The following is a 15,334-nucleotide window of genomic DNA, read 5'->3' as shown; positions in this document are numbered from 1 at the left end:
CCAGACCGCTCCGCGCTTAATCATCTGCCCCACCCAAAGGTCTGATGATGGAAAACGTCCGCGCTACCGCTTGCCCCGCTGTCTGGTTGATGCTCGCGATCATGCTCGTCGCCCTCAATCTGCGTCCATCGATGGCGGCGCTCGGTCCGTTACTGTCGGCCATTCGCACTGACATCCCGCTGAGTTTCAGCGTCGCGTCACTGCTGACCATGCTGCCAGTGATGGCGATGGGTCTGGCGATGTTTTTCGGCATTGGCATCAGTCAGCGGCTGGGCGAACAACGGACGGTGTTGCTGTCCTTGCTGATCATTGGCCTGGCGACGCTGTCGCGGCTGTTTATCGAATCGGCAGCCGAAATGATCGTCAGCGCGGTGCTGGCTGGCGTCGGCATTGCGTTGATTCAGGCATTGATGCCGAAGCTGATCAAATCGCGCTTCGCCGACAATGTCGCGCTGTGCATGGGTTTATATGTCACGTCGATCATGGGTGGAGCGGCCATTGCGGCCTCGTTCGCACCGCTGGTGATGCTGCAAACCGGGAGCTGGCGCGGCGGTTTGGCGATCTGGGCGATCCTGGCATTCATCGCTCTGCTGTTCTGGTGGTCGCAACGCAACCAGCTGTCCTCCACGGTGACGGCGACAGCCGGCAAGGATTCGTTCTTCAAGTATTCCCGTGCCTGGTTGCTGGCCCTCTTCTTTGGTCTGGGGACAGCGTCCTATACCTGCGTGCTGGCTTGGCTCGCGCCGTACTACGTGGAAAACGGCTGGAGCGAACAGAACGCCGGGCTGCTGTTGGGTTTGCTGACGGCCATGGAGGTGATTTCCGGTCTGGTGGTTCCGGCTATCGCCAATCGCAGCCGGGATCGGCGTGTGATTCTGATGACGCTACTGGCTCTGATCATCGGCGGATTTTGCGGCCTGATCCTCAGCCCGCAACAATTCAGCCTGCTGTGGCCATGCCTGTTGGGGCTGGGCATTGGCGGGTTGTTCCCGATGAGCCTGATTGTCTCGCTTGATCATCTCGACAACCCGCAACGTGCCGGTGGCCTGACTGCATTTGTGCAAGGCATTGGCTATCTGATTGCTGGTCTCTCGCCGCTGCTGGCTGGAATGATCCGCGATCAACTGGGCAGCTTCGAGTGGGCGTGGTGGTCATTGACCGCGGTAATGGTGGTGATGCTGTTGATGGTATGGCGCTTCGATCCCCGGCATTACGCGAGGCACTTTTCCTGATCGGGCTAAAGGCCTCTGGCCATCTTTCTGCGGTTTGCCCCGAGACGTCGTGTTACTAAAACTTTCTGTCCCACAACTGACTGTGAAACGTCCTACAGGGCTTTGTCCTGGCACCATCGTTCCGTTAGGATCATTCGCACACGTTTGCGCGGATTCAGCGCAAGGAGCACAGCGAGACGGAACGGATGCTGAACAGTAACTTGCTTAGAAAGCTCGACATGCAGGATCTCATGGTGTTTGTCGCTGTTTATGAGCAGAGCAGCGTCACCGATGTGTCAGAAACCCTGTTCGTCAGCCAGTCCACGGTCAGCTACTGTTTGAAAAAACTGCGCACCAGTTTCGAAGACGAACTGTTTATCAACACCCGCACCGGCATGCGTCCGACCTACAAGGCCAGCACCATGTACGGGCATGTGCAGAAGATCCTCGAAAGCATCAACCTGTGCCACGCCGGTGCCCCCACGTTCGACCCGACCCGACAAGCCGTCACCTTCAACATCTGCGCCCCGGAATACTTCGAGCAACTGATCCTGCCGCGCCTGCTGAAGCGTTTCGATTTCGATGATTTGCCGGTGATGGTCAACATGCACAAGTTCGAGACCGATGTCCCGGCGGATGAGCTGCGCGACGGCAGCCTCGATCTGGTGATCAGCTTCGGCCCCAACTTCCACCGTCATCACGCTGACCTGAAATCACAAATGCTGTTGGAGGACGATCTGGTCTGCGTCTTCGACAAACGCGCCACGCCACTGGAGCCACGCCTGAGCCTGCAGGCTTTTACCGAACGCCGGCACGTGTTCCCGACGCCATGGACGTCGACCACCAACATGGTCGATGGCTGGCTGGCGCGGCAGGCGCAGAAGCGTCAGATCGTCGCGCGCTCGAACAGCTACAGCGCGGCATTGAAAATGATCACGGGGACCGACTTCATCCTCACCCTGCCGCGCCGTATCCAGCGTTTACTGACCAACGAGGCGGTGTTCAATCACTGCGAGGCGCCAAATGGCTTGCCGGGCTTTACCCTCGACATGCAATGGAGCCAGAGCGTTGATCAGGACAGCGCAAACCTGTGGTTGCGCGAGCAGGTGGTCAAGGTGTGCAGCGAACTCGAAGCGGCCTGAGTCCTACACACCAATCGCGGTTTTGCTGTAGGACTCGCGATCCATGTCGACCAGTTCGACACACAACTGCACCTCGACACCGGCCGGCCATTCGCACAGGTCCTGCAAGACTGCCAACAGGCTCTCTGACAACTGCTTCTTGATCTGCGGCGAACGCCCGCTGAGCAGCGCCAGCTTCACATAGACGAAGGCGCGCTCGGCCATGGCGGTTCCGACCTTGAAGGTCTCGACTTTCACCGCACGACTTTTGATATCGAACTCCGCCGCGAACTGACCAGAGCCCACCAGGGTGTTGTTGAGCCGCATCAACGCGACATCGGCGTTCAACTGCGGCAGGTTGGCGGTGTATTCCATGTGCAGGTGTGGCATTGCAGGTCCCCAGTCAGTTGGCAGAAAGGTCGTACATATAGCACAGCTCTGCCCTACCTTCCCGGGGACTTTCACATATCAATGTGGGAGCGAGCTTGCTCACGAATGCGATCGTTCAGCGGCACTTAAGGTGCCTGATACACCGCTTTCGCGAGCAAGCTCGCTCCCACAAAGTGTGTGTTATGGCTCAGGATGGCGTCAGTGGCCGCTCGCTCATGAACTGCTCCAGCCTGGAGCGCAACCAGCGCTCCGCCGGATCGCTGTCGACGTGGCTGAGCCAGACCATCGACAAATCCAGCGTCGGTGTTTTAAACGGAAACGGCTCCTTAAACAGCAATCCGGAAGTGGCCATGGCTGCCGCCGCGTAATCCGGCAGACTGGCAATCAAGTCAGTGCCCGCCAGCAGCGCCGGCAACGCGCTGTATTGCGGCACCGACAGCACCACTTGGCGAGTACGACCGAGTTCGGCCAGCCACTCATCAGCAAAACCACTGACGTTGGCCGTGTGCGAAACCAGTACATGGGGGCGCGCGCAATATTCATCCAGCGTCAGCGGTGTATCGCTGGCGTCGGCGCGCAGGATGCTCGGCTGGATGTGCCGCAGCAATTTGCGCTTGGCATTGGCCGGCAAGCCTCGGGTCTGGCTGATGCCGACCGTGATGTCGCCCGCCGCGAGCAGATCGGGGATGCGCCAGTAATCGACGTGTTGCACCACAAACACCACGTTCGGCGCTTCCTGGCGCAGCGCACGCAACAGCGGCGGCAACAGGCCGAATTCGACGTCATCGGACAGACCGATGCGAAACGTCATGGTGCTCACGGCCGGATCGAAATCGCGGGTCAGGCTCAGCGCCACCGACAGCGAATCCAGCGCAGGTTTGAGATGGCGGAAAATATCTTCGGCGCGGGCGGTCGGTTCCATGCGGTGACCGACGCGGATGAACAGCGGATCATTGAGCATGGTGCGCAAGCGATTGAGCGCCGAGCTGATGGTCGGCTGGCCGAGAAACAGCTTCTCGGCCGCCCGGGTCACGTTGCGTTCGAGCATCAAGGTCTCGAACACCACCATCAGGTTGATGTCAGCCTTGCGTAGTTCATTGCGGTTCATCCATTGCCCCCTGCCCCCCGGAATACCGGCAGTGTAGAAAGGCCGGGGCCCCGGCGTCCATCACCACGCTGCGTCAGTTCACCGTCAGGCGTTTCAAGCCCAGCGCCATGACCCGTGAATCGTCATTGATGCCCAGTTGTTCAGGGCTGATGGCGTCGGGCAATTGCAGCTCGATCGTCAGGCGATCATTGTCTGCCAGATGCTGACGGATCGCAGGACTGATAGGGATCTCCAGATGATTATCCTGATGTTGCACCAGCCGCGTGCTCAGTACCTGCTCGCCATTCAAACTGACAATCACTCGCTGCGCCGGGTGTTGCGGCAAAACGAATGCCATGACCTCCAGCGCAATCGAACGCGCCTCGGGTGACACCCGCAAGTCGACCTGCGCCTGCTGCCCCGCCGACCATGTACCCCAGTTTTCCGGGGTCGACCAACCGCTGGTCAACTGCCGGGCGGAGTAGTTGAAGATCAGCGCCTGACCGGGACGCATCAGTGCCAGCGATGACATTCGGCGTCCTTCATCAGGCACGCTCAGGCACTGCGAACAACGCTTCCAGCCCGGCGCCAGCACCACCAGGCCATCCACTCGGGTCAGCAGATCCGTTTCACTGTTGACGTATCTGGCGGCATCGGCCAGCACGGAGTCGTCGAGGATGTACAACGAGTCGGCATCGTATTGCCCTGATTCGAGCATGTGCTGCGTTTTCTGCCGAGCCTGATCCAGCGCTGTTGAACTCATGCGTCCCAGATAGACCGCGTCGGTTTTCAGACCATGGGTCGCAGCGAAATCGGCAATCACTTGCCAGCGTTCGGACTGATTCTGTGGCATCAGACTGCGCACGTTCGGGTAATGCGCCGCCGCACTCACCCAGAATGGATCACGCATCGGCGTTGGCCATTCTGCGGCGGGCGTCATCATTTTGCTGTTGCGCAAGCCCATCCAGCCGTTGCGCGTGTCGACAATCTGTATCGTCAATGCCAGTGCCAACAACGCGACGACGATACGTGGCCGGTAACCGCGTACCAGCAGGAACATCACCATCAGGATGAGCGCGTACAAGACGGGCCAGAACATCCGCCCCGACGCGCGAAAAATATTGGCCAGTTTGAGGGCGATTTTCGGCAGCGGATAGCTGAACGTGTGCGCGCCGACACCGATCTGGTTCGATAGCGCAAACAACGATAAACCGATCAACGCCAGCAACAGCCAAGGGCGAACGCGAAGCTCATCCTTCAGCGGCTGGCGATTTCTCAGCAAGGCAATCAGCGCCAACGGCACCAGCAACAGCACACCCAGCCCCGGATAATTAAAGCCTTCGTAATCGCCGCTGGCTTTTGGCAGATCCGGCAAGATGAACGACCAGCCCGCTGGGTCGAGTGGCGACAACAGGTTCATCCGGTACAACCCGAAACCGCCGGATTGCCCGCCGTCGGCAATGGCGAAGTAACCGGCCTGCCAGCAACACACACTCACCACGGCAAACAGCGAAACGCCTTCAAGCAGCCCCTGACGCCGAGTCAGTTGTTGGCTGAAAGTTTTGCCGAGCAGATCTGCTACCCAGATCAGCGCCACCATCGCCAGCAGGTACGCATGCACCATCGCCGTCACCGCGAGTAACGCGCCCCAGGCCAGGCGTCGTCGAGACAGGTTCGGCAACAACGCGAGGTACAGCGCCGCCAGAATCAGAAAATGCCCGGACAGGGAAAGGTGTCCGCCCATGCGTAGAAACATCGGCGGTGAAACCACCAGCAAACCGGTACCCAGCAAACGAATCAGCGGATTGCCGGTCATCAGCCCCAGCAGTTTCCAGGCGAACCAGGCTTGCAGCACGAAACACGCCAGCAGCCACAGACCGAAATACTGGAAAGTCGCCGGCAACCACGCATTGAACGGTTTGAACAGCAACGCCAGCAGCGGATTGGAGTCGGAAAAGATGATTGAACTGCCCAGCTCCAGACCATAGGAAGGGTTGAGTCCGAGCGGAAAGGTCCAGGGTGAATGGCGAAAATATTCCCAGCCCAGATAATGCGTCGCCGGATCGCCCTGCTCCAGCCAGGCAATGTTTTGCGGATCCAGCGCTTGCGGCCCGATCACACAGAAAAATGCCAGAACGCCGAGCAGTAAAGGCAACACGCCCAGCGCAGGATGGTTTGGTGAAGCCTTCATCGATAAGTCCAGAAATTGTGCAAGACAAAGGTGAACGCTGGAATCGTCAGTGCCACCGCAACGATGCCCAGCAGATAGTGCAGCCCGGCCATCTGCGCCACCCAGGCGACCAGCATCGCCAATAGAAACCCGCACGCCGACACCAGCAGAAAACGCAGTAACGTTCTGCCATGCAAACGTGCCGAGAAACTCCAGGTGGTATTGATCACGTAGGACATCACCGTCGCCACGATGAACGCCACGCCGTTGGCCAGCGGCGGTTGCGCAGTAATGAAGTTGATGAACAGCACCGCCACCAGCGCATGCAGAGCCGTGACAAACAAACCGGTCACAGCAAAGCGCAAACCGCGCTGGAGCAGCGCTGACTTTTCGGTTGAGGTCACGGTTTTTGCGCCAACACGAACACACTCAACCCGGCCAGACGGTTGATGCCCATCAACGGCAGTTCAAGACTGCATAGCGTCTTGAGAACACCGTTCACTAGCGGATGATGACGCTTGAGTTGCGAACGCGGCGGCTGGGCTTGCGCGCCTTGCGGCAGCAAGCGCAACGCCGCCGCAATCGGAAACACCGCGCCGAAATAATAGGCACCGCGCTGCACCGTCAAACCGGCATCACGCGCCAGGGTTTCGAACTGCGCCAGGGTGTAACGGCGCTTGTGCTCAAGAAAGTCATCGTGGCCACTCCACAAGAACTGGAATGCCGGTACCGTCATCAGAAACCGGCTGCCCGATGGCACTTTGTCGACGTACATCTTGAGCAGACCGAGGTCATCATCGACATGCTCCAGCACGTCCATCAGCAACACCAGATCGGCCTCGATGGTTTCGATCCCGCGACGGTAGTGCACCGGTTTGCCGGCGGTGGTCGCGCTGGAGTCGGCGGGGTAGCTGATATCCACGCACCATGCTTCGCGTGCATCGGTGTGCGTCAGCAAATGGTGGGAGAAAAATCCCGAGCCGGCACCGACATCGAGGATTCGGCTGATGGGTGCATTTCCCAGCAAACGCCGGGTGGCGGCGGCTTTGGAGCAGTAATACCAGTGCTCGTTGATGGCGTCGCCGAGGATGTCGGTTTCCTTGAGATCCATGTGTCAGTCCTTGGGGTCATAGACGCGACGCACCAGAAAAACCGGCCGGCGTTTGGATTCGATATACGTGCGGCCCAGGTACTCACCGAGCACACCGATGCCGATCAATTGCAGTCCACCGAGAAAGGTCACGGCCACCATCAGCGAGGCATAACCGGGCATGTCGATACCGTGAATCAGCGTGCGTAGGACAATGAATATGGCGAAGGCAAATGACACCAGCGACACCAGTGCGCCGACATACGTCCAGATCCGCAACGGTTCAGTGCTGAAACTGGTGATGCCTTCCAGCGCGAAGTTCCACAGGCGCCAGCCATTGAACTTGCTCTGCCCCGCCACGCGCTCCGGGCGCTCGTAATCGACGTGAGTGGTGCGAAAGCCGACCCAGGCGAACAGGCCTTTCATGAAGCGCCGGGACTCCGGCAGGGTCAGCAAGGCATCAACCACGCAGCGATCCATCAGACGAAAATCGCCGACATTCTCGGGCAAAGGCTGTTCAGCGATCTTGTTGTGCAGGCGGTAAAACCAGTGCGCTGATGTCTGCTTGGCCCAGGTGTCGCTGCGACGGCTGATGCGGTGACCGAGCACCACTTCAAAACCTTCTCGCCAACACTCGATCATCTGCACAATGACCTCGGGCGGGTCCTGCAGATCAGCGTCGATCGGCACCACGATTTGCCCGGTCGCGATCTGCAAACCGGCGGACAACGCTGCTTCTTTACCGAAGTTGCGACTCAAATCGACGATACGCAGACGCGCATCGTCCCGCTGATGTTCGAGCAGGCGCTCAAGCGTGGCATCGGTACTGCCGTCGTTGACGAATACCAGTTCAAGGTCGATCAACGCCTGCGTCTGAAAGACTTCATTGATGCGCCGCAGAAACGTGTCGAGGCTGTCCTCTTCGTTAAAAACGGGGACCACCAGCGATAACGTCACCCGCCCGGCCTGTTGCGTTCCGTGCTCAGTCAAAGGAGTGCTCTTCTTATAGTGTTTGTCGGTCGCCGAACGATATTCGACGCCATGAGCCGTCCCGTATTAAGCAGCAGCGTCGACGGTGTTGCAAGGATCAGACGGCGTCATTTTGGCCAATCCACAGGCCTATTGCTGCGCTCTAGCCCGCGTCCTTCAGAAACATCCGCGAACGATTGGAAACAAATGTCCGATAGCCAAAAAAGCCGTCTGCGCTAGGCTTGCGACCATGCGCCACAGCGGCTGTCGCACAATGAATCGCATGGAGCGAACTGAATGTATTTCGAGATTTACAGGCAATCCAGAGGCACCCCGAGCACCGGCAAAGGACAATGGCGCTGGAGACTGAGAGCGGGTAACCACGAGACCATCGCCAGTGGCGAGTCGTATGTGAACAAGGCGGATTGCATGCATGTGATCGGGCTGATCAAGGCTGTGCGGGGGGAGACGCCGGTCAAGGAGATCTAGCCGCTCTGCACGATCCTGCAGATATGAAAAAGCCCCACAGCTTTAAGGCTGTGAGGCTTTTTTTCGGGCTTGTATCGAAAGACATTGAAGAAGCAGCGCGCAACGCTGGCCTCTTGTTCAGTCCGCCAGCCAGGCGTTTCGCCATGCCAACAGATGTTCGTCCTTGAGCATCCACTGATTGAGTACAACGCTGCGCAGGGCGTCTCCAGCCTTGGCGCTGGCATCGGGCTCAGCCAGATGTTCGCGAATAGCGGCAATCCAGTCTTGCGAACGGTTCCTGACCCTCGTCACCGGGAAATCACCCCGATAACAAGGGATGTCCGAACAGATCACGGGGAAACCACAGGCGCCATATTCCAACAAGCGCAAATTGCTTTTGCAGGCGTTGAAAAAGTTGTCTTTCAGAGGTGCCAAAGCCAGGTCGAGGTTCAGCTCAGCCAGTCTTTGCGGGTATTTTTCGATACTCACCCCCCTATGGAACTCATGGACATAGGGACGCAGTACTGGTGGGCACATCCCCATGAATACCCATTCAACTTCTCCTTCCAGCGCACGAACCACTTCGGCAAGGACTTGCAGGTCGGCGCTGTGACTCGAGCCGCCGGCCCAGCCAACCCGAGGCTTGCGGCCTTGTTGGCGCTGGCTGGTCAGGTCGCTCCACCAATGGCTCGGCAGACGGTTTTCCATCACCCGGATGTCGGCATTGAAGCCCTTCAGCGCATTGGCCAGCGGCTCGGTAGACACCACCAACCGATCGCACAGCCCTACGGCTTTCTTCAAGCGTTTGGTGATGTCTTTGGGCAGCAATTCGTGGTTCAAGTTGCCAGCGGGCACGTCAAGAATATAGTCATCCAGCTCGTAAATCTTGAACGCCCTGGAGAATGCCTTGGTGTCCTGCATGTACTCCAGATGAGGCGTTGTGTGCTGTCCCTGGAAAATGATCGTGTCCGGCGCAATGCGCTCCAGTTCTGTCGGTTGCAGTCCCTCGTCGCTTACCGTTCCGCCGATCAGTTGCGCAGCTTTCAGGGCAGCGAAAGGCTGACGCACGCGGTAGTGTCCGCTGCCGAAAGAGTCGAGAGGGTGGCACAGCACATGAGGCAACTCACGACTGGCAAACGGGTGCCAATCAGTGTCGGTACGGTATTTGGAGGAAAAGCCACTGCCCTCCAGGGTCAGGTTGCGGTTGTAGGCCGGATCGTTGGCGATTTGCGCAAGCCAACGCTGGTACATCACCGACTGTTCGCCCTTGAACCGTTTGCGCTTGGCTTCCTCCTTGGTCGTGTCAACGTTGTTCTGGCTCACACTGGCTTCGTGAACGAGCAGCGCATAGGGTGTCCAGACAATCAGCCGTCCAGCCTGGCCGACTTTCAGGCACAGATCCACATCGTTAAAGGAAACGGCCAGGCCGACCTCGTCCATCCCCCCCACTTGCTGGTACAGCTCGGTGCTGATCATCAGGCAGGCGGCGGTGACCGCGCTGTAATTCTGATCAAGATGCAAGCGGTGAAGGTAGCCGTTGGACTGCATTGAATCGCCGATAAACGGGTGGTCTGCAACGCCACGCAACCCGAGTACCACACCTGCATGCTGAATAGTCCCGTCGAGGAATAACAGTTTGGCGCCCACTATCCCCACTTCCGGCCGCTGGGCGTGATGGAGCAGTGCACCAAGCCAGTCGCCATCAATGATCGCCGTGTCATTGTTGAGCAGCACCAGGTAATCGCCGCGGGCATGGCTGGCCGCAAAATTATTGATCGCCGAATAGTTGAACGGGTGCGGATAACGCAGGATGCGCACCTTGGGATTGTTCAACAGCTCCATACCATTGAACCAGTCCCGGGCCTCGGCTGTTTCGCTGTTGTTGTCGACGATGATCAGTTCGTAATTCGTGTAGCTGGTTTTCTCCATGATGCTTTCGATGCAGCGCAGCAGCATCGGCAGGCAGTCCTTGGTGGGAATGAGGATCGACACCAGCGGCTGTTCCGCATGTTGGTAGACCACACGATTCGCCATTGGCAAAGGTCCGGCCAGCAGCTCATGCGCCACGCCCAGACGCTGCAAGTGCGCCCCGACGATGGCTGCCGAGTTCGCGATGACTTGCGGTTCACCGAGCCACTGAGGGAAATTGATGGCCTGATGCACCAGCACATCCGCGAGGTGCCCGACAGTGCCCAGACCGTGAGTTTCAATCAGCCGAAAAAGCAAATCATGGGGCGCCAGTTCGCTGAAGGCTGGATCAAAGCCGTCGGCAGACAGCGCGGCCTCGCGACTGAAAGCCAGTGCGCGGCCGACATAGGGATAACTGCGCAACATATCCAGATTCAAATCCGGCTTGAATACCGGACTCTGGCAGCCTTCAGCGGTCAGTGAGTCTTCATCGCTGTAGCATGCGCTGACACCGGGATTGAGCGCGATGCCTTCGGCGAGCAAAAGCAGCGCGTGGGGATCCAGTTCGTCTCCGCCACGCAACAGGTACCACCAGTCAACGTCGATCTCCTGTAACAGTTCATTGAGCTGGCTCGGCCACGATTCGGCCAACGGCAGCCAGACCAGATTATCGGCCGGCGTCACGCCTACAGGTTCGGCATTGGAGAGCACCACGATGGCCGCCGCCCGATAAAGCTGGCGGTCAATGCTTTCCAGGCTCGAACGCAACAGTCCGATATCACCCGTAGTGTCGGTCAACACCAACAACACGTCCGGTTGCCGCGGCCAGCTCGCCAGTCGCGCGGGCAAACCTTCGACCTCGACGGCGGCCAGTTGCCGACTCGCCAGCCAGCGCTGATAAAGGTCAATATTGCGCTGCTGCCGGCCAACATTCGCCAGAACGCCGAAAAAACGCTCTAACGTGTGTGCCAGGGTGCCGTCGAGCTGGCCACTTTCAACTTCGAAATCGCTGCCCGTCAGTTGAATCCGCTCCAAAGGCGCAAACACTTCAATGCGCGCAAAGAACATGGTGCCGGCAAAATAATCCGCTTCGTTGATGCCCTGCGGCTCAATACCGCCACGCTCGGCCAGGGTGACAAGCAACGCGCGGTTGCTTTCGCTGAGGAATCGGGTGACTGGCACCAGGTATCGCTGAGGACCCAGCATCGGCACATGCACCGGGTCGGCCAGGTGTTCCAGCGCTCGACTGAATCGTACCGGGTCCAGCAGATCATCGAATAGTTCAACGCCCCAATCGATCTCCCCGCCCAAGTGCAGCGAACGCTTGGTGTGCAGCTTGACCAGCATGCGGATGTTATCGGCACGCAAGAACGGCAGCACCCGCAGAAACGGCAAAACATCCCTGCCGTGATTCGGCACCCGGTATAGCGAAAAACTCAGTGTGCTGGCCGTCAGTTGAGCACAGATCTCATCTTCACGACCGGCTACGCAGGTTACGTAGAGGTGCAGGCGTTCAGTCTGTTTAATCAAACGACGCAGAATATCTTTCAGCACTTCGGGGTAATACGCATGGATAACCACGCCGACTGGCGGCTCGCCATCCTCGAACGCTGGCGGCTGCGCAACCAGCACTTCGCAGTCTTCGACGTGGGGTGCGGCGCTGCTGCCTGACTTGACGGACTGACGTTCAGAAACGCGGTGAGCACCTTGGGCTGATGGTGGAATTTTCATATTCAAACCAATTCAAATAGGGAGCGAGGCTGGAACTCGCTGGATGCGCCTTTCACGGCCGAGGTGAGCAAGTATCCACTTTAGTGAGAGCGCTGGCCTCATGACTGGACAGAGGATAAACGACGACAGGTGTGATTTGGCAGCCGATCGCTGGCCAAAAATGACAGCCCCTACTCTGCGAGCGCGGCTTTAAATGGGTCGGTGAGTCCTGTGAACGTTGTGTCTCTAATGTCGGCAGAGGCTGTGTTTACTTAAATTGCCTCTCTGCGTAGGACCTCACCATGCACGACGCGCTTCAGCGCTATCGCCACGAATACTGGATTCGCAGAAACGAAAAAGCCCCGTAGATTTTCATCTACGGGGCTTTTTCTATGTAATGGCGGAGAGATAGGGATTCGAACCCTAGGTACCGGTGAAGGTACAACGGATTTCGAATCCGTCCCATTCGGCCACTCTGGCATCTCTCCAACGGCGCGCATCATAACAACACTTTTACCGAAAGCAAACCCTCTTTCGAAATTTTCTTCGTGCTATCAGATGCTTGCGTCGATTAAAGCGGTACACCCAGACGATTGGCGACTTCTTCGTAGGCTTCGATAACGTCACCGAGGCCCTGACGGAAGCGGTCTTTGTCCATCTTCTTCTTGGTGTCCTTGTCCCACAGACGGCAGCCGTCCGGGCTGAACTCGTCACCGAGGACGATGGAGCCGTCGCTGAACACGCCGAATTCAAGCTTGAAGTCGACCAGCAGCAGGCCGGCGTCATCGAACAGCTTGGTCAGGACTTCGTTGACCTTGAGCGACAGTTCTTTCATGCGCGCCAGTTGCTCGGCGGTGCCCCAACCGAAGGCCACGACGTGGGATTCGTTGATGAACGGGTCGCCTTTGGCGTCGTCCTTCAGGAACAGTTCGAAGGTGTACGGGTTGAGCTTCAGGCCTTCTTCAACGCCCAGACGCTTGACCAGGCTGCCAGCGGCGTAATTACGCACGACGCACTCGACCGGGATCATGTCCAGCTTCTTGACCAGCACTTCGTTGTCGGCCAGCAGTTTGTCGAATTGGGTCGGTACGCCGGCCGCTTCGAGTTTCTGCATGATGAAGGCGTTGAACTTGTTGTTGACCATGCCTTTGCGGTCGAGCTGCTCGATGCGCTTGCCGTCGAACGCCGAGGTGTCGTTGCGAAACAGCAGGATCAAGCGGTCAGCGTCGTCGGTCTTGTAAACCGATTTGGCTTTGCCGCGGTAGAGTTCTTCACGTTTTTCCATGATGGGCTCCGCTTGCTAAGTAGGTGGGCTAGGCGATGTGGCGCCAGTCGAGCCCTGAATCTTGATCGGCCAGTTGCAGCCAGTCCGGGTCGCACCCGAGGGTGTCGACAAAACATTGCCGGGCCAGCTGCGGCAGGTTGTTCTTGCTGCTCAGATGGGCCAGGACCAGGTGTTGCAAGCCCTGCCAGCCCAACTCGGACACCAGGAATGCCGCCTGATGGTTGTTCAAATGTCCCAGCTCGCCGCCCACCCGCTGCTTGAGAAAGTACGGGTAATGACCACGGGCCAGCATGTCGCGACAATGGTTGGACTCGATCATCAACGCATCGAGGTCCCGATAACCATCCAGCACCCGCTCGCAGTAGGAACCCAGGTCGGTCAGCAGGCCGAAGCGCCGCTGCTGGTGATCACTGAAGACGTACTGGGTCGGTTCCTGCGCATCATGGGCCACGGCAATGACCCCGATGCTCAGTGCACCGATCTGCAGTTGCTCGCCGCCGGCCAGAAAGCCTGCGGGTTCAATCGGTTTGCGCATCCCGCGCAGTGTGCCGCGACTGAGGTAGACCGGTAGATTGTAGCGCCGAGACAGTAAACCCACGCCATGCACGTGGTCGGCATGTTCGTGGGTTACGAGTATCGCGCTCAGTTGCGCCGGGTTCACACCCAGGCGCAACAGGCGTTTTTCGGTTTCCCGCAGGGAAAAACCACAATCCACCAGCACATACGTATCAGCACTGGCGATCAGCGTGCCGTTCCCTTGGCTACCGCTGCCGAGAACGGCAAAACGCATGGTTGATCAGCCCAGGTTGTCCTGAATCACGCTCAACACTTTGCGTGCCACTTCAGCCGGCGCGACGGTGTTGATGTTTTTCTCGACGGTCACCTGAATGTTCTCGCCAACCTTGCTCAGGCGAACCTGATAACGCTCGGCACGGGCTTCAACTTCTTCCTTGCTCGGCGCACTGCCAAACAGGCTGCTGAAGAAACCAGGCTTGTCGTCTTTCTTCTCGGCTTTTTCGGCCAGGTTGATGTAGTACAGGCCCAGGCTACGGTTGATGTCTTCAACGCGCCATTCGCCTTGTTCCAGTGCACGGCCAACGCTCGACCAGGCACGATCCAGATCGTTACCGACGTTCAACACCGGGTTGCCGCTGCCGTCTTCGCTGAGGCTGACACGGCTTGGCGTATCGAAATCACGCGAGGCCAGCATCGACACCGAACCGCCCTTCTCGGAGATCCGGCTCATGCTCGCGAGCATGTCGTCGACCAGCGCTGCGTCCAGGCCAGTGTTGACCGTACGGTTGGTGAAGGCCACGTCGGCCGTGCTGCCGGCAGGACGCTCGGCGCTGACCACGTAGATTTCACTGGTGTTGCGCTGCACGCCAGGCTCGATCCGCACACGCACGCGGGTTTCGCTGTCGCTGGCGATGCCGGCTGCACTCAGGCGCTTGGCCATGGCCGCGGACAGTTCGTCGGAATGCTGCCAGGTGGTTGTGAACTCGCCGGTCTGCGGGCGCTGTTCATCCAGACGGAAACCGTTGTCCTGGAAGAATTGCACCGCCACTGGCCAGACTTCGGCTGGTGGGTGCTGAGCCACAACCCAGCGAGAGTCACCGCTCTTCTGCAGCGAGTAATCGCTGGCATCGGCAACGGCCGACAGCGGCTGAGGACGCGGCACAATGTATTCGCCCTTCTCGGTGTCATCAGCAACGTTACGCGGGATCGGCAACAGCGGATCCAGACGCTTGGAAGTGCTGACTTCCGGTGGAAGTTGCATTGGTGCAGTCTGTTGCGCTTGCAGGTAATCGCTACCACGGTCGCGGAAATAACCTTCCGGCCCCCAGACCCATCCGCAGCCGCTGGTGCTGGAGATAATCAAGGCAAGTGCGGAAAGTCCGGCCATTCGCTTCATGCGTTGTACTTCC

General features: G+C 58.6%; 13 protein-coding genes and 1 tRNA gene. 3 read left to right on the top strand and 11 right to left on the bottom strand.

Features of this window, described 5'->3' with window-relative positions; translation table 11 throughout:
* Positions 1-47 precede the first annotated feature (47 nt).
* Both AB4N74_RS01655 and AB4N74_RS01650 read left to right on the top strand, forming a co-directional pair.
* Complete coding sequence (locus AB4N74_RS01655) at positions 48-1,232, top strand: cyanate transporter (RefSeq protein ID WP_460098037.1); 1,185 nt, start codon at positions 48-50, stop codon at positions 1,230-1,232.
* A gap of 185 nt (positions 1,233-1,417) precedes the next feature.
* Positions 1,418-2,353, top strand: a complete 936-nt coding sequence (locus AB4N74_RS01650; RefSeq protein ID WP_093438259.1) for a LysR family transcriptional regulator — start codon at positions 1,418-1,420, stop codon at positions 2,351-2,353.
* Positions 2,354-2,356: 3 nt separating this feature from the next.
* Here AB4N74_RS01650 and AB4N74_RS01645 read toward each other — a convergent pair whose 3' ends face one another.
* From AB4N74_RS01645 to AB4N74_RS01620, 6 genes are all read right to left on the bottom strand, one after another.
* On the bottom strand, positions 2,357-2,722 hold the full coding sequence (locus AB4N74_RS01645) for a 5-carboxymethyl-2-hydroxymuconate Delta-isomerase (RefSeq protein ID WP_093438263.1): 366 nt from the start codon (positions 2,720-2,722) through the stop codon (positions 2,357-2,359).
* A 187-nt stretch (positions 2,723-2,909) separates the two neighbouring features.
* Positions 2,910-3,830 carry a LysR substrate-binding domain-containing protein gene (locus tag AB4N74_RS01640; RefSeq protein WP_093438267.1) on the bottom strand — a complete coding sequence of 307 codons (921 nt, stop codon included), beginning with the start codon at positions 3,828-3,830 and terminating at the stop codon, positions 2,910-2,912.
* Positions 3,831-3,903: 73 nt separating this feature from the next.
* Positions 3,904-6,000, bottom strand: coding sequence for a DUF6311 domain-containing protein (locus AB4N74_RS01635; RefSeq protein ID WP_093438271.1), 2,097 nt, complete (start codon positions 5,998-6,000; stop codon positions 3,904-3,906).
* Complete coding sequence (locus AB4N74_RS01630) at positions 5,997-6,383, bottom strand: GtrA family protein (RefSeq protein ID WP_093438275.1); 387 nt, start codon at positions 6,381-6,383, stop codon at positions 5,997-5,999. Before AB4N74_RS01630 ends, AB4N74_RS01635 begins: the two co-directional genes overlap by 4 nt.
* Positions 6,380-7,090, bottom strand: coding sequence for a class I SAM-dependent methyltransferase (locus tag AB4N74_RS01625; protein WP_093438280.1), 711 nt, complete (start codon positions 7,088-7,090; stop codon positions 6,380-6,382). Before AB4N74_RS01625 ends, AB4N74_RS01630 begins: the two co-directional genes overlap by 4 nt.
* A gap of 3 nt (positions 7,091-7,093) precedes the next feature.
* Positions 7,094-8,059: a glycosyltransferase family 2 protein gene (locus tag AB4N74_RS01620; RefSeq protein WP_257357400.1), complete on the bottom strand. Its 966-nt coding sequence runs from the start codon at positions 8,057-8,059 to the stop codon at positions 7,094-7,096.
* Between the two features lie 276 nt (positions 8,060-8,335).
* On the opposite strand from AB4N74_RS01620, the gene AB4N74_RS01615 reads away from it, so the two are divergent.
* Positions 8,336-8,527: a YegP family protein gene (locus tag AB4N74_RS01615; protein ID WP_093438287.1), complete on the top strand. Its 192-nt coding sequence runs from the start codon at positions 8,336-8,338 to the stop codon at positions 8,525-8,527.
* A 117-nt stretch (positions 8,528-8,644) separates the two neighbouring features.
* Here the strand turns inward: AB4N74_RS01615 and AB4N74_RS01610 are convergent, their stop codons facing one another.
* The 5 genes from AB4N74_RS01610 to bamC form a co-directional block, all read right to left on the bottom strand.
* Positions 8,645-12,145: a glycosyltransferase gene (locus tag AB4N74_RS01610; protein WP_460098035.1), complete on the bottom strand. Its 3,501-nt coding sequence runs from the start codon at positions 12,143-12,145 to the stop codon at positions 8,645-8,647.
* 377 nt (positions 12,146-12,522) lie between these two features.
* Positions 12,523-12,612 (bottom strand) — tRNA-Ser (locus tag AB4N74_RS01605).
* Between the two features lie 83 nt (positions 12,613-12,695).
* Complete coding sequence (purC, locus tag AB4N74_RS01600; protein WP_093438296.1) at positions 12,696-13,409, bottom strand: phosphoribosylaminoimidazolesuccinocarboxamide synthase; 714 nt, start codon at positions 13,407-13,409, stop codon at positions 12,696-12,698.
* A 28-nt stretch (positions 13,410-13,437) separates the two neighbouring features.
* The gene (locus tag AB4N74_RS01595) at positions 13,438-14,199 is read right to left on the bottom strand and encodes an MBL fold metallo-hydrolase (RefSeq protein ID WP_099758257.1); all 762 of its coding nucleotides are present in this window, start codon (positions 14,197-14,199) and stop codon (positions 13,438-13,440) included.
* Positions 14,200-14,205: 6 nt separating this feature from the next.
* Positions 14,206-15,321, bottom strand: coding sequence for an outer membrane protein assembly factor BamC (bamC, locus tag AB4N74_RS01590; protein ID WP_460098034.1), 1,116 nt, complete (start codon positions 15,319-15,321; stop codon positions 14,206-14,208).
* Between the last annotated feature and the right edge of the window lie 13 nt (positions 15,322-15,334).

This window comes from Pseudomonas sp. H3_C08 (assembly GCF_054669455.1).
This window is presented reverse-complemented; position numbering and strand designations above follow the sequence as displayed.

Bases quoted from the DNA above. Each gene is read 5' to 3' on its own strand.
- bamC (WP_460098034.1), bottom strand. From the start codon at position 15,321: ATGAAGCGAATGGCCGGACTTTCCGCACTTGCCTTGATTATCTCCAGC.
- AB4N74_RS01625 (WP_093438280.1), bottom strand. From the start codon at position 7,090: ATGGATCTCAAGGAAACCGACATCCTCGGCGACGCCATCAACGAGCAC.
- purC (WP_093438296.1), bottom strand. From the start codon at position 13,409: ATGGAAAAACGTGAAGAACTCTACCGCGGCAAAGCCAAATCGGTTTAC.
- AB4N74_RS01655 (WP_460098037.1), top strand. From the start codon at position 48: ATGGAAAACGTCCGCGCTACCGCTTGCCCCGCTGTCTGGTTGATGCTC.
- AB4N74_RS01635 (WP_093438271.1), bottom strand. From the start codon at position 6,000: ATGAAGGCTTCACCAAACCATCCTGCGCTGGGCGTGTTGCCTTTACTG.
- AB4N74_RS01640 (WP_093438267.1), bottom strand. From the start codon at position 3,830: ATGAACCGCAATGAACTACGCAAGGCTGACATCAACCTGATGGTGGTG.
- AB4N74_RS01610 (WP_460098035.1), bottom strand. From the start codon at position 12,145: ATGAAAATTCCACCATCAGCCCAAGGTGCTCACCGCGTTTCTGAACGT.
- AB4N74_RS01595 (WP_099758257.1), bottom strand. From the start codon at position 14,199: ATGCGTTTTGCCGTTCTCGGCAGCGGTAGCCAAGGGAACGGCACGCTG.
- AB4N74_RS01645 (WP_093438263.1), bottom strand. From the start codon at position 2,722: ATGCCACACCTGCACATGGAATACACCGCCAACCTGCCGCAGTTGAAC.
- AB4N74_RS01650 (WP_093438259.1), top strand. From the start codon at position 1,418: ATGCTGAACAGTAACTTGCTTAGAAAGCTCGACATGCAGGATCTCATG.
- AB4N74_RS01615 (WP_093438287.1), top strand. From the start codon at position 8,336: ATGTATTTCGAGATTTACAGGCAATCCAGAGGCACCCCGAGCACCGGC.